This is a genomic window from Litorilituus lipolyticus (assembly GCF_006439335.1).
Lineage (GTDB): Bacteria > Pseudomonadota > Gammaproteobacteria > Enterobacterales > Alteromonadaceae > Colwellia > Colwellia lipolytica.
The window spans coordinates 195,567-210,218 of the sequence record NZ_SAWY01000027.1 but is presented as its reverse complement, the minus strand read 5'-3'; the positions used below and the strand labels follow the sequence as shown (position 1 = coordinate 210,218).

At 38.0% G+C, this 14,652-nt stretch carries 11 protein-coding genes; 3 read left to right on the top strand and 8 right to left on the bottom strand.

What is annotated here, in order from left to right; genetic code table 11:
* Positions 1-163: 163 nt before the first annotated feature.
* From odhB to sdhC, 6 genes are all read right to left on the bottom strand, one after another.
* Positions 164-1,633, bottom strand: a complete 1,470-nt coding sequence (gene odhB, locus EPA86_RS12945) for a 2-oxoglutarate dehydrogenase complex dihydrolipoyllysine-residue succinyltransferase (RefSeq protein ID WP_140604248.1) — start codon at positions 1,631-1,633, stop codon at positions 164-166.
* 119 nt (positions 1,634-1,752) lie between these two features.
* A complete protein-coding gene (sucA, locus tag EPA86_RS12940; RefSeq protein ID WP_140604246.1) occupies positions 1,753-4,557 on the bottom strand; it encodes a 2-oxoglutarate dehydrogenase E1 component in 2,805 nt (934 codons plus the stop codon).
* Positions 4,558-4,745: 188 nt separating this feature from the next.
* Positions 4,746-5,456 (bottom strand): succinate dehydrogenase iron-sulfur subunit, encoded by a 711-nt coding sequence (locus EPA86_RS12935; protein ID WP_140604359.1) that lies wholly within the window; start codon positions 5,454-5,456, stop codon positions 4,746-4,748.
* A gap of 23 nt (positions 5,457-5,479) precedes the next feature.
* On the bottom strand, positions 5,480-7,246 hold the full coding sequence (gene sdhA / locus EPA86_RS12930; protein WP_140604244.1) for a succinate dehydrogenase flavoprotein subunit: 1,767 nt from the start codon (positions 7,244-7,246) through the stop codon (positions 5,480-5,482).
* Positions 7,247-7,594, bottom strand: coding sequence for a succinate dehydrogenase, hydrophobic membrane anchor protein (gene sdhD, locus EPA86_RS12925; protein ID WP_140604242.1), 348 nt, complete (start codon positions 7,592-7,594; stop codon positions 7,247-7,249).
* Entirely contained in the window at positions 7,588-7,962 is a 375-nt protein-coding gene (gene sdhC / locus EPA86_RS12920; protein ID WP_140604240.1) for a succinate dehydrogenase, cytochrome b556 subunit, read from the bottom strand. The genes sdhD and sdhC overlap by 7 nt, the downstream gene beginning before the upstream one ends.
* A gap of 564 nt (positions 7,963-8,526) precedes the next feature.
* Between sdhC and EPA86_RS12915 the strand changes: the two genes are divergently transcribed.
* Both EPA86_RS12915 and tcdA read left to right on the top strand, forming a co-directional pair.
* A complete protein-coding gene (locus EPA86_RS12915) occupies positions 8,527-9,816 on the top strand; it encodes a citrate synthase (RefSeq protein WP_140604238.1) in 1,290 nt (429 codons plus the stop codon).
* Positions 9,817-10,052: 236 nt separating this feature from the next.
* Entirely contained in the window at positions 10,053-10,862 is an 810-nt protein-coding gene (gene tcdA, locus EPA86_RS12910; RefSeq protein WP_140604236.1) for a tRNA cyclic N6-threonylcarbamoyladenosine(37) synthase TcdA, read from the top strand.
* A gap of 40 nt (positions 10,863-10,902) precedes the next feature.
* On the opposite strand, the gene EPA86_RS12905 is transcribed toward tcdA, so the two are convergent.
* Entirely contained in the window at positions 10,903-12,582 is a 1,680-nt protein-coding gene (locus tag EPA86_RS12905; RefSeq protein WP_140604234.1) for a SufS family cysteine desulfurase, read from the bottom strand.
* A gap of 205 nt (positions 12,583-12,787) precedes the next feature.
* Here EPA86_RS12905 and EPA86_RS12900 point away from each other — a divergent pair, with 205 nt between their 5' ends.
* Complete coding sequence (locus tag EPA86_RS12900) at positions 12,788-13,117, top strand: hypothetical protein (RefSeq protein ID WP_140604232.1); 330 nt, start codon at positions 12,788-12,790, stop codon at positions 13,115-13,117.
* On the opposite strand, the gene EPA86_RS12895 is transcribed toward EPA86_RS12900, so the two are convergent.
* A complete protein-coding gene (locus EPA86_RS12895) occupies positions 13,118-14,638 on the bottom strand; it encodes a hypothetical protein (RefSeq protein ID WP_140604230.1) in 1,521 nt (506 codons plus the stop codon). It lies immediately after the preceding gene.
* Positions 14,639-14,652 lie beyond the last annotated feature (14 nt).

Below are 14,652 nucleotides of genomic sequence, written 5' to 3'. Positions count from 1 at the left end.
GTTTTATCCATTTATCTGTAATTAAAAATGGTCAGCTACGAAAAATAGCCGACCACTCGTGAAAAGTCGCCCGATTATAATACAGTAACACGCATTACGATAGTAAAAAGCGCTACTACTATAGTCTAAACGAGCATAAAACTACGTTTGTTGTTAATGAAGGTTAAACGTCAAGTAACAAACGTGTAGGATCTTCTAATAGCTCTTTAATTGTCACTAAGAATCCAACTGACTCTTTTCCGTCAATTAAACGGTGATCATAAGAAAGTGCTAGATACATCATAGGTAATATTTCAACTTTACCATCAACCGCCATTGGACGATCTTGGATTTTGTGCATACCTAAAATAGCTGTTTGCGGTAAGTTAATAATTGGCGTTGATAATAACGAACCAAATACACCACCATTAGTGATAGTGAAGTTACCACCTGTCATATCATCAAGAGATAATTTACCATCGCGACCTTTGATTGCTAAATCACGAATGCCTTGTTCGATACCAGCCATGCTAAGTTGATCAGCATCACGTAATACTGGTGTAACTAGACCACGTGGCGTTGATACGGCAATAGAGATATCGAAGAAGTTATGATAAACAATATCATCACCGTCAATTGATGCATTCACTGCTGGGAAGCGCTTAAGTGCTTCAGTTACCGCTTTTACGTAAAAAGACATAAAGCCTAAACGCGTATCATGGGTTTTCTCGAAAACATCTTTATATTGCTTACGAAGATCCATAATTGGCTTCATGTTAACTTCGTTAAACGTTGTTAACATTGCAGTCGAGTTCTTCGCTTCTAATAAACGATTAGCAATAGTTTTACGTAAACGTGTCATAGGAACACGTTTTTGTGAACGTTCACCTAAATCTGCACTTGGTACAGGTGCTGCAGCAGGAGCTGGTGCTGCTTTTGGTTTGTTAGCTGCCGCTTCAACGTCTTCTTTAGAAATGCGTCCACCTTTACCAGTACCAACAACATCAGCAGCTGTTAAGCCTTTCTCTGTCATTAAACGACGAACTGACGGGCTAGCTAAATCATCAGAGCTAACTGCTTCTTCAATTGGTGCCGCGGTAGCAGTTGTTGCTGCTGTAGCACCTGCTGCTAATTCACCAATTTTTTGCTGACCTAATACTGTGTCACCTTCCGCATGTAAAATTTTACCAATTACACCGTTATCTTGAGCTACTACTTCAAGTACTACTTTATCTGTTTCAATATCAACTAAGTTTTGATCTGCAGATACCGTGTCACCTTCAGCGACATGCCATGTTGCAACAGTTGCATCAGCTACAGACTCTGGTAATACTGGCACTAAAATATCAATCACTTTTGCAGCAGCAGGTGCTGCAGCAGCTGGCGCTTCAGTCGCTGGAGCGGCAGCAGATGCATCAGCTGCACCTAATGTAGCAATAACTTGCTCGCCTAAAACAGTAGCACCTTCTGCTTCTGAAATAGCGGTTACGACACCATCAGCTGGTGCTGGTACTTCAAGTACCACTTTATCTGTTTCAATATCTACTAAAACTTGGTCTTGAGATACTTTATCGCCAACTTGCACATGCCATGTAGCTACTGTTGCATCGGCGACTGATTCTGGTAATACCGGAACTTTGATTTCGGTTGTCATTTTTTAATTCCTTACAAACTTTTTTGCGCTTACTTTACTGAGTATGCACACTTAAGAGTTAATCTAATTTTACTAACATGAACGCTTGAGTGACCAAGCAATACTTTATGCTTTTCATGTTAGTCCAAAGTTAACGCTTGAGTGACAAGCGCTTGCTGTTCTTTCACATGAACTGACATATAACCAACAGCCGGAGCTGCTGATGCATTTCTGCCAGCGTATGTTAAATAAGTACCTTCAGGGATAGCTGCTCTAAAGTGATGCTGAGAACAATACCAAGCACCTTGGTTTTGCGGCTCTTCCTGACACCAAACAAATTGCTTCACGTGTTGATAATCTTTCAACGCTTTTTGAAGCTCTTGCTCTGGGAACGGATACAACTGCTCAATACGAATAATAGCAATGTTGTTCAATTCATTTTTGCGACGCTGTTCTAGTAGTTCGTAATAAACTTTACCGCTACAGAACACGACTCGCTCTACTGCTTTAGGATCGATCTCATCCGTTTCACCAATAACGTTTTGGAATACACCTGACGCTAGTTCTTCTAACGAAGATATCGCTAGAGGGTGTCTTAACAATGATTTAGGTGACATTACAATTAATGGGCGACGCATAGGACGAACAACTTGACGACGCAACATGTTAAATACTTGTGCTGGTGTTGATGGCACACATACTTGCATATTGTGATCAGCGCAAAGCTGTAAGTAACGCTCTAACCTAGCTGATGAATGTTCTGGACCTTGACCTTCGTAGCCATGAGGTAACAACATTGTTAAGCCACATAAACGGCCCCACTTCTGCTCACCTGAACTGATAAATTGGTCAAATACAACTTGAGCACAGTTTGCAAAGTCACCAAATTGAGCTTCCCAAATAGTTAAACCTGCAGGCTCTGCCGTGGTATAACCATATTCAAAGGCAAGTACGGATACTTCTGAAAGCACAGAATCATGTACATCAAATGGCCCTTGACCTTCACGAACATTTTGTAATGGCAAATATGTGCTAGCATCTTCTTGATTATGTAGTACAGCATGACGATGGAAAAAGGTGCCTCGTCCAGCATCTTGTCCCGTAATACGAACACGCTTACCATCATCAACAACAGCAGCATAAGCCAAGTTTTCAGCAAAGCCCCAATCAAGTAGTTTTTCACCTGATGCCATTTTCTTACGATCATCGTATATTTTCTTTACACGAGAATGTACAGGGTGACTTTCTGGATAACTTGCGATCGAATTAGCTAATTCTTTTAGTTTATCCATCGGCATACTTGCATCGTATGCATCATCCCAGTCATGACCTAGATAAGGAGTCCAGTCAACAGAGTGCTGTGTCATTGGACGCCATTGCTCAACAGTACATTGACCTTCATCTAAAAGCTTACGATAGTAAGCAGTTAGTTCGTCAATTTTTGCTTTGTTTAAGCTGCCTTCATTAGCGAGTTTATCTGCATAAAGTTGACGCGGTGTAGGATGCTTTTTAACTATCTTGTACATCAATGGCTGTGTAGCACTTGGCTCATCGGCTTCGTTATGACCATGACGACGATAACAAACAAGATCAATCACAACATCGCGTTTAAATTCATTTCTATAATCAAGTGCAATTTGTGCCGCCAAAATTACAGCTTCAGGATCATCACCATTAACATGAATGATTGGTGCCTGAACCATTTTAGCAATTTCAGTACAGTATTCGCCTGAACGGGTATCGTCTGACCTTGATGTTGTAAAACCAACTTGGTTATTAACAACAATACGTACTGTGCCGCCCACTTTAAAAGCGCGAGCTTGTGACATATTGAAAGTTTCTTGCACTACACCCTGACCAGCAATCGCTGAGTCACCGTGAATAGTAATAGGTAATACTAAATCACCTTGATTACAATCACGTCTATCTAAACGTGCTCTTACACTACCGATAACTACTGGGTTAACGATTTCAAGATGCGACGGGTTAAAAGCAAGGGCTAAATGTACATTACCACCTGGAGTAACAAAATCAGAAGAGTAACCTTGGTGATATTTAACATCACCTGAGCCTAAAGCTTCATCATGTTTGCCACCGAACTCATCAAATAACTTAGATGGGTTTTTACCCATAACGTTAACAAGTACGTTTAAACGACCACGATGAGCCATACCCATAACAACTTCTTTGGTACCTGCAGCACCAGCGCGCGTTATAAGTTCTTTTAACATGGGAACAAGCGAATCACCGCCCTCTAATGAGAAGCGTTTAGCACCTGGGAATTTTGCACCAAGGTATTTCTCCAACCCATCGGCTGCAATTAAACCTTTTAATAGTTCGGTTTTTTCATCAACTGAAAGTTTGGCTTTTGACTGCACTGACTCTAAGCGATTTTGTAACCAACGCTTTTCATCAGTTGAGGTAATATGCATATATTCAGCACCAATTGAACCACAATATGTAGTTTTTAATGCTTTATATAGCTCACCTAATTTCAAAGTGTCTTGCCCGTAAGCAAAAGACCCTATGTTAAATTCTTTATCAAAATCGTTTTCAGATAAATCATGATGAGAGAGTTGAAGATCACGCACTTTATCACGTTGCCATAGACCTAATGGATCTAAATTAGCGTTTTGATGTCCGCGAAATCTAAAAGCATTAATCAATTGTAAAACTTTGACTTGCTTAGCATCACCACCACTTGAAACAACAATTTGTTTATTGGCTTGTTTAGCTAATGCTTTAAATTCATCACGGATAGCAGAGTGACGGTATTCAACTTCACTACCTTCGACTTTTGGGAGTTGACCAAAGATTTCTTGCCATTCTGCAGATACAGATGCTGAGTTATCTAGGTATGATTCGTACAATTCTTCAATATAAACAATGTTGCCACCGTTTAAATGGGAAGACTCTAGCCAAGCCTTCATTACACCTTCTGGCATTGCCTTGTTCCTTTGCTGAGGTAAAGCAAAAAAAATAAGTAACCACTTAACTAGAACCAATTAAACAGTTACGCTTAAATTCTAAATAAATATATACTAAAAGCACTCAAAGTGCTTAAAAATTCAGGGCATTTGCATAAAATTTCTTTTACTAACTAATGCCCTGAAATTATTAAAGCTATATCTTATTAAACCGCACGTTTTAACAACATTGATTTAATATGACCAATTGCTTTTGTTGGGTTTAATCCTTTCGGACAAACATCTACACAGTTCATGATGCCGTGACAACGGAAAACGCTGTATGCATCTTGAAGGCCGTCTAAACGCTCTTCAGTTGCAGTATCACGACTATCAATTAAGAAACGATAAGCGTGAAGCAAACCAGCAGGGCCGATAAACTTGTCAGGATTCCACCAGAACGATGGACATGATGTAGAACAACATGCACATAAAATACATTCGTAAAGACCGTCTAATTTCTCACGGTCTTCTATTGATTGTAAATTCTCACGTGCTGGTTCTTGTGCATCATTAATTAAATACGGTTTGATTTTTTCATATTGATTATAGAACTGAGTCATATCAATAATTAAATCACGTACAACCGGTAAACCAGGTAACGGGCGTAATACAATTTTATCTGCTTTTAATTCAGATAAAGGTGTAATACACGCTAAACCATTTTTACCATTCATATTTAAGCCATCAGAACCACATACACCTTCACGACATGAACGTCTAAAAGATAATGTTGAATCTTGCTCTTTTAATAACATTAATGCATCAAGTACCATTAAATCAGAACCTTCTGCTAGTTCTAATTCATAGTCCTTCATGTAAGGAGCGTTATCAACATCAGGGTTATAACGATAAATCGAAAAAACTTGTTTAGTCATTTTTTGCGACATTGTAATGCTCCTTAGTATACACGAGCTTTCGGTGGGAAAGCTTCGCGGTGAATTGGCTTCATGTTTACGTCACGCTTTGTCATATCTTCCGTTTCAGGCGTATAAATTGAGTGACATAACCAGTTTTCATCATCACGTTCTGTGAAATCTTGACGTGCATGAGCACCACGTGACTCTGTACGGAAGTTAGCCGCTTTTGCAGAACAGAAAGCAGTTTCCATTAAGTTATCTAATTCTAAACACTCGATACGTTGCGTGTTAAATTCAGATGACTTATCGTCCAAACGTGCTTCTTTAAGGCGTTCACGAATTTCAGTTAACTCTTTCATGCCTTGAGCCATTGCTTCACCTTCACGGAATACCGAGAAGTTAAGTTGCATACATTGTTGTAAGTCTTTACGGATTTGTACTGGATCTTCACCTTTAGTTGAAGATTCCCAACGGTTAGTACGAGCTAATGCAGCATCTAAATCAGATTCAGTTGCTTCTTTACCAAACTCAGTATCATTTAAGTACTTACCTAAGAAGTTACCTGCTGCGCGACCAAACACCACTAAATCAAGTAATGAGTTACCACCTAAGCGGTTGGCACCGTGTACAGATACACATGCAATCTCACCTACAGCGAATAAACCTTCAACAATAGTTTCTGTGCCATCAGCGGCAATATTAATCGCTTGACCATTTACGTTACAAGGTACACCACCCATTTGGTAGTGACATGTAGGTATAACTGGAATTGGCTCTTCAACTGGATCAACATGAGCAAAGGTACGTGATAAATCACAAACACCAGGTAAACGTTTCTCTAATGTTTCTTTACCTAAATGATCAAGTTTAAGCTTGATGTGTGGACCCCAAGGACCGTCACAACCACGACCTTCACGAATTTCAGTCATCATTGAACGAGCAACAACATCACGACCAGCTAAATCTTTAGCATTTGGTGCGTAACGTTCCATAAAGCGTTCGCCATCTTTATTAAGAAGGTAACCACCCTCACCACGACAACCTTCAGTTACAAGTACACCTGCACCTGCAATACCCGTTGGATGGAATTGCCACATTTCCATGTCTTGCATTTGAATGCCTGCACGAAGAGACATACCAACACCATCACCCGTATTAATATGGGCATTAGTTGTTGAGGCAAAGATACGGCCAGCACCACCTGTTGCTAGAACAGTTGCTCGGGCTTTAAAGTAAACGATTTCACCTGTTTCAATACAAATAGCCGTTGTACCAACAACAGCACCATCTGAATTTTTAACAAGATCTAATGCATACCACTCAGAGTATACATTGGTTTTGTTTTTTACATTTTGCTGGTATAGACAATGTAAAAGTGCGTGACCTGTACGGTCAGCAGCAGCCGCAGTACGAGCAGCTTGCTCACCACCGAAGTTTTTAGATTGACCACCAAATGGACGTTGATATACACGACCATCTTCAAAGCGAGAAAATGGTAAACCCATTTTTTCTAATTCAATTACTGATTCAGGACCAGTTTTACACATGTACTCGATAGCGTCTTGGTCACCGATATAATCAGAACCTTTAACCGTATCGTACATATGCTGTTCCCAGTGATCTTCATGGGCATTACCTAAAGCAACGGTAATACCACCTTGAGCAGATACTGTATGAGAACGAGTTGGAAATACTTTTGAAATCAAGGCACAAGATTGGCCTGATTCAGAAATAGCTAATGCAGCGCGCATACCTGCGCCGCCTGCGCCAATTACTATGGCGTCAAATTCACGAATAGGAACGCTCACTTACACACCCCACACTATTAAGAAGCCTGCAGCAACGTAGACTAATAAAAGAACTGAAAAGAAGAATTGCAAAGCACCACGTAAAAATGGTGGTTTTATGTAATCTGACAAAACTTGCCAAATACCAATTTTAGCATGTGCAAGTAATGCAGCTAATGCTAACAAGGTTGCAATTTTCACCCCTGTACAAGCAAAAAAATCTTGCCAGATATCAAAAGTAACAGTTGGTGTTACTACGAAGAAACCTGCAAGAAGTAAGGTATATAGTACAAGAATTATTGCACTAGCTCTTAAAAGAATAAAATCATGCACGCCATTACGGCCTGCGGATGCGACAATATTTACCATAACCAAACTCCTACTATAACGGTGATTACCAACCAAAGTACGATAACTAATTTGGCTGACATATTACCTGAAGCTAGTTCTTCAAAATGCCCTAAATCCATAAACAAGTGACGAACACCCGCTAAAATATGGTAGGTCAAAGCAGATAAACAGCCTAAGACAATAAATTTAAAGAAAATGCCATCAAGGTAACCTTGAATTTGCGCAAATCCTTCAGCAGAAGAAAGAGAGGTTGAGAGTGTCCACAATAAGATACCTATTGCAAATACCATAATTACACCAGAGATACGATGTAAGATAGAAGCATTTGCTGCTGGATGCATCTTTATTGTAGTTAGATCTAGGTTTACAGGACGTTGTTTTTTCACAATTGTTGCCTAAAGAGCTCGAAAGCCTTCAACTTTTATTATTGTTACTCATGAACTACCTTTGAATATAACCTGAGGCTAAAATAAAAAAGTAATTCCCGAAGTGAACGGTAACTATATGACATGCTTAATTAACGCATCATGTATACAATTCATAAATACACATGTCTCGTTATTTAAGTAAAGTTTACCAAATCGCACACAAGTTTAACTAACTTCATCAAACCTTACTAGTTAGACTTTGGAATAAGATTTAAATTGAATAATTTCAATTTAAATCTATGAACAACAAGTAAAACAGCTACTGAACGCAGAGATTATATAGCTGAAATACAATAATTACAATTATCCTTGTTAGCTAATAACATGTGCTTTTTTTTTAATCAATTTCATGATTCATGTTAAACTTTAGTATAATTACTCTTACAATTTAAATCGTTTTCAGGGTAGAATGTCGACAGTTTTATATTCAGAAAAAGTGACTAATTTTTCACCATAGCAATTTTTGCTGCAAATTTAGTCAGGATTAAATTACAAAATTATAATTGATAGGGGATAAAACATATGGCTGATTCAAAAGCCTCTCTAAGTATTGATGGCAAAGAAATAACCGAACTGCCAATTTTAAAGGGTACGGCAGGCACAGATGTAATTGATATTAGAACATTAGGTGGTCACGGCTACTTCACCTACGACCCTGGCTTTTTAGCCACTGCATCGTGTGAATCTTCAATCACTTATATTGATGGTAGTAATGGTATTCTTCAACACCGCGGCTACCCAATTGATAGCCTTGCAAAAGAAGCAGATTACCTAGAAGTTTGTTATATTTTATTGAATGGCAGTGCTCCAACACAGGCTGAGTACGACGATTTCACCTCAATAATCACAACACACACTCTTGTTCACGAAAAACTTGCTCATTTCTTCCATGGTTTCTTACCAGATGCTCACCCAATGGCTATGCTATGTGGTGTTGTTGGTGCAATGTCATCTTTCTATCACAGTGATCTAGATATTGATGATCCTGCTCAACGTAAACGTAGTGCACACCGTTTGATCGCGAAGATGCCTACAATTGCTGCTATGGCTTATAAATACAGCATGGGTCAACCATTTGTTTATCCACGTAATGATTTATCATACGCAGAAAACTTCTTGCACATGATGTTTTCAGTACCTGCTGAAGAATACAAAGTAAGTCCAATCTTAGCGCAAGCTATGGATAGAATTTTCACTTTACATGCAGATCATGAGCAGAACGCTTCAACTTCTACGGTACGTTTAGCAGGCTCTTCTGGCGCTAATCCATATGCTTGTATTGCTGCGGGTGTTGCATCTTTATGGGGACCAGCGCACGGTGGTGCTAACGAAGCTTGTTTAACGATGCTTGAAGAAATTGGTAGTCTTGATCGTGTTGATGAATATGTTGCTAAAGCAAAAGACAAAAATGACTCTTTCCGCTTAATGGGCTTTGGTCATCGTGTATATAAAAACTTCGACCCTCGCGCAACTGTAATGCGTGAAACGTGTCATGAAGTACTAAAAGAGCTTGGTATTAAAGATCCACTTCTAGATGTTGCAATGGCGCTTGAGAAAGTTGCCTTAGAAGACCCATACTTTATTGAGAAAAAACTCTACCCTAACGTAGATTTTTACTCAGGTATTATCTTAAAAGCGATTGGTATACCAACAAGTATGTTTACAGTTATTTTCGCTATGTCTAGAACTGTAGGCTGGATTGCTCACTGGGATGAGATGCTATCTCAGCCAGGTCAAAAAATTGGTCGTCCACGTCAAAAATATACTGGCGAAATTAACCGTGAATTCGTACCATTAAACGCTAGAAAATAATTCTGGTCATATAATGAGTATTTTAAAAGGCAGTTTTTACTGCCTTTTTTATTGCCTTTAATCTTTAAAATCGATAATCAACAAAAGTTTTTAATCACGTAAAATTGCACATTGTCGACAGTATACGTAAATATCATTAGTATTCCCTCTTAACAAAATATTCTTTACTTTACTGATAACTGTCGAGCGTTATAATATCGCCCCTTATTTTCACTATTCTTTTTTCGTTCTAATTTATGTCTGATTATTCTTTACGCTTTGGTGGTATTGCTCGACTCTACGGTCAACAAGGTGCTGACTTTCTTCGTAATGCTCATTTTTGTGTTATTGGTATTGGCGGCGTTGGTTCATGGGTTGCTGAAGCCTTAGCACGTAATGGCGTTGGTAACATTACGCTAATTGATTTAGATGATATTTGTATTACCAATACAAACAGACAGATTCACGCTTTAACCGATAATATAGGCTTAAGTAAAGTTGAAGTGATGAAAGAGCGAATAATGCAGATTAATCCCGGATGCCAAGTTAATGCTGTTGAAGACTTTGTTACCTCAGATAATCTAAAAGAGCTTATGTCTATAAATTACGATTATGTTATTGATGCCATTGACTCTGTTAATATCAAAACCCAAATAATCGCTTTTTGTAAACGTAATAAAACTCCTATTATTACCATCGGCGGTGCTGGCGGTCAGGTTGATCCAAGTAAAATTTCCATATGCGATTTAAGCCAAACTTACCAAGATCCACTTCTAGCTAAGGTTAAAAATCAGTTAAGGCGAGAATTTAATTTTCCCCGTGCTGATTTAGCAAAAGCGAGTAAGAGAAAGTTTGCTATTGATGCAGTATTCTCCAATGAACAACTGCGTTACCCTGACGCTGAAGGTGATGTTTGTTTCACGAAACAACAAAATGTGCAAGAAGAACGATCTATGCGTTTAGATTGCAGCGGTGGTTTTGGTGCCACTACCCACGTCACAGCAAGTTTCGCTTTTTTCGCCGTGGGCCGCTCGATAGATAAATACTTAAAACGCAAACAAAGTTAGTACACATAAGAGTAAAATACCCGCACTGATAACTCAAAAGTTACTGTGCGTTATGTTTAATACTTTCAACAATTGCACGTAGTCCATTACCTCTTGATGGACTAAGGTGCTGCAATATACCAAGTTTACTGAAGTATTCATTAACATCAAACTCGGCAATTTCTTGTGCTGTTTTTCCATTGTAAGCAGCCAACACAATGACTAACAAACCTCGTATTATCTTGGCATCACTATCTGCGGTAAAAGAAAAAGTATTATTTTCATGTTGTTCAATTTTAAGCCAAGCAAGTGATTCACAGCCATTGATTAAATATTCATTATGACGTTCTGATTTATCTAATCGTTCTAACGTTTTCCCTAGTAACATAATCTCTCGATGACGATTATCCCAGCCTTTAACTTGACTAAATGTATTAATAATTACGTCCAGCCTTGAAGCACTATCTATAGACTTTACCCGTTCAGGGGATAAGTTGGTTTCAACAAAACTATCTGCTTTTTGTAAAATTCGTTTTAATGTGTCAATTAATACATCTATTTCTGCAATCGTATTGTATGGAGCCAAAGATACTCTAATGCAACCATTAATTGCTAATGACTCCATCAGCGGCATAGCACAATGATGCCCTGCTCTAACAGCAATACCATAGCTATCTAGTAAAGTTGCAATATCATGATTATGATGACCTTCAAGTAAAAATGACAATACTGGTATGTCAGGCTCGCCTTCAACAATAAATTTAACACCTTTCAATTGAGATAGTTGCTGATAACAATGATGTGTCATCTGCTTTTCATAGTCGCTATAGTCAATTGAATCTTGGATATATGGCTTGATAAATGAAATAGCCTCAGCCAAAGCGACCACACCTGATATGTTTGCTGTACCTGATTCAAGTTTAAAAGGTAACGTATTGAAGGTTGTTGGACGATTAAAGCTCACCGTTTTGATCATTTCACCTCCAGATTGATATGGTGGCATTGACTCTAAAATGCTTTGTTTACCAAACAACACGCCAACCCCTGTTGGGCCATACATTTTATGTGCTGAAAAGGCATAAAAATCACAGCCTAGTTTTTGTACATCAACTGTAATATGCGCAACTGCTTGAGCACCGTCTATAAAGGTAAAGGCGCTTACTGATTTGGCTCTTGCTATAATTTTTTCTATCGGATTCACTTTACCAATCACATTTGAAATATGTGCAACGGCCACTATTTTTGTCTTAATATTAATTATGGTATCGACGTCTGTTACATCAATAATCCCTGAAGCTGTTACCGGTAGAACTCTAATTTTTGCTCCTGTTTTCTGAGCAACTAATTGCCAAGGGACTATATTTGCGTGATGTTCCGATGCTGACAGCACAATTTCATCATCTGCGCAAAGGCGATCTAGCCCTAAACTATGACTAACCAAGTTAACACTTTCTGTTGTGCCCTTTGTCCAAATGATTTCTTTTGTGCTTTTAGCATTAATAAAAGTTTTTACACTTTCACGAGATTGTTCAAAAGCCGTAGTCGCTTTACTACTTAAGTAGTGCGATGCCCGATGAACATTAGCATTGCTTGTTTCATAAAATTGCTTAATTGCTTCTATAACACAGTGAGGTTTTTGAGAGGTCGCGGCATTATCAAAGTAGATCAGCGATTTATTTTCAACGTTTAAACCAAGTAGTGGAAACTGTTGTTTAAATTGAGCAACGTTAAATTGTGTCATAATGGTAAATAATCAAAAAAATCATAAAAAAAATTTCAAATCAATTATACCTGAATTTTTATATTTATTTTAATGTCTTAAATAAGTCTGTTGCTGTTACATCGCAATTTTAGCGCTAGTTATAAGCAATAAAGGGTTAGTAAAAGAGGAACTTTTGCTAAAGATCAACTATAAATAGTAGGTGAATTTTAAATGGTAGCATCCTATGAACGTCCATTCTTGGTTTGTTTATATCGCCGTTCAGTTGACAAGCAAAATTAGTTTTCGCACAAGAAAAAACTTTTTAGCTCAACAACTCAAGGAAGAGAATGAACGCATAAAAGGTATTCAGCAAAAATCTGCTAAAGAAATTGAGTATTTAAGTAAATTTACTCATTGGCCAATTGCACAGGCTAAGCAAGAATTAGATCTGCCGATGAGATCTGTTATTCAATTAAATTCAAACTCTGTAACTGAACAAGTTGTCAACTCCAACGGTGTTAGTTCAGAAAACAAAGACGTACACGCTTCTCAAGAGCGAAAAGTGAGTCATTAATTAATGAACTTGCTTTGAATCACTTTTATGTTGCCATTTTAAAGATTGCGACAACCAGTAATTTGCCTGCTCTTCATTCCCTGATAAATACTCCGCTAATGCAATATTCCAATGAAAGCTAGGCATAAGATAATGTTTAGGCTTTTGAAATAATAAGCTTAAATATAAAGGTGGTAAGCTATGCTCATAGTATTCTAAATGTGTTCGTTGTGCTAAAGGTTTATATGCTTGTAATGCTCCCGTTGCTTGCCCCTTACTTTGCTCACAACTTCGTGCAGGAAAGAGGCCTACTTTATTAATATATTTCTTGGGTGTACCCAAACGCCAATGTTTTTTCGCTCCTGGCATTGCTTGCAATATAGGGGTTTTAGGATCAATGTGTTTTGCCCAAACTAGCTGTTTGAGCACTTCAGCTCTCACCCTTTCCCTTTCACCCTGATATGTCGGAGACAGCACTGCAACATTGCGTGCAAAAGGTTTTTGTTGGATATTGAGGCAAGCTTCATGATTTTCTTTTAAGGGGTACTCATCTATAAACCCAAAAAAATGACTTATTTCATGACTAAGTACATCAGGTGTATCAAATTTATCAAAATACAAAATGCCAAAATGAACGTTTGCTCCTCCCTCTGGCAGCATTACACCTATATAACGAGTATTTACTGTTGCTGCTATTTGATTAAATAATTTTTCATTACAGCTTATCGCACTGTTCTTTTTGCTTTCACACTCCAATGCCTGTTTGCTCAGGTAGCGAATCTGCGTAAAACAAACAGACTGACTTATTTTTTTTGCCATAAAATCACTGACTAGTTGTTCTAATAAATCTAAATGGGTTAACTGAGTCGCAAATAACTGCAAACTAATAGTGCAATTTTGCGCTATCAATTGTTCAGGTATTTCAGCTGAATGTGTTATTACTTGAAATTTTTTCAACTTATTTAGAAGCGTCTGTCCTTGAATATGTTGCTCAAGTAAACGAACATTTTTTTTAATAAGTGCCAGGGTATTTTCTTGCTCACCTAAAGCGACAGATAGTCTAATCTTTAATAACACAGTAAAAAGCGTTTCTTGTGGCATTTGTGATAGAACAACTTTTGCCTTATCGAAAGACTCACTTTTAAGGTAATGTTCAACTAAACTAATTTTCGCTTCATCATCATTCAATCGTACCGCTTGTTGAAGCCAAAACACCATCTTTTGTAGATTTTTACTGTGCTTTTCTGGAGCTAAGCTTTCGAGTAATTGACTTTGTTTGTTGTACCAATTAGCTAATGATAATGCAGCCTTAGCATCTACTTTCGCTAGCTCTTTTTGAGCAAATAGCCATGACTCACTCCCTTCACGATGATTTAACACTAAATAACGATATGCGGCACTATTATGCAAAGTTAAAGCATAATCTAATTGCTTTACAGTTTGCTCATCGCGTTCTATTAAACGCGTTAAATAACCAGACAAAAAAAACGAGCTTGATGGCAATGCCATCAAGCTCATTATAACGATCAAACGAAAATTCATAACTGCAGTTATTT

Bases quoted from the DNA above. Each gene is read 5' to 3' on its own strand.
- odhB (WP_140604248.1), bottom strand. From the start codon at position 1,633: ATGACAACCGAAATCAAAGTTCCGGTATTACCAGAATCAGTCGCCGAT.
- sucA (WP_140604246.1), bottom strand. From the start codon at position 4,557: ATGCCAGAAGGTGTAATGAAGGCTTGGCTAGAGTCTTCCCATTTAAAC.
- EPA86_RS12935 (WP_140604359.1), bottom strand. From the start codon at position 5,456: ATGACTAAACAAGTTTTTTCGATTTATCGTTATAACCCTGATGTTGAT.
- sdhD (WP_140604242.1), bottom strand. From the start codon at position 7,594: ATGGTAAATATTGTCGCATCCGCAGGCCGTAATGGCGTGCATGATTTT.
- EPA86_RS12915 (WP_140604238.1), top strand. From the start codon at position 8,527: ATGGCTGATTCAAAAGCCTCTCTAAGTATTGATGGCAAAGAAATAACC.
- tcdA (WP_140604236.1), top strand. From the start codon at position 10,053: ATGTCTGATTATTCTTTACGCTTTGGTGGTATTGCTCGACTCTACGGT.
- EPA86_RS12905 (WP_140604234.1), bottom strand. From the start codon at position 12,582: ATGACACAATTTAACGTTGCTCAATTTAAACAACAGTTTCCACTACTT.
- EPA86_RS12900 (WP_140604232.1), top strand. From the start codon at position 12,788: ATGAACGTCCATTCTTGGTTTGTTTATATCGCCGTTCAGTTGACAAGC.
- EPA86_RS12895 (WP_140604230.1), bottom strand. From the start codon at position 14,638: ATGAATTTTCGTTTGATCGTTATAATGAGCTTGATGGCATTGCCATCA.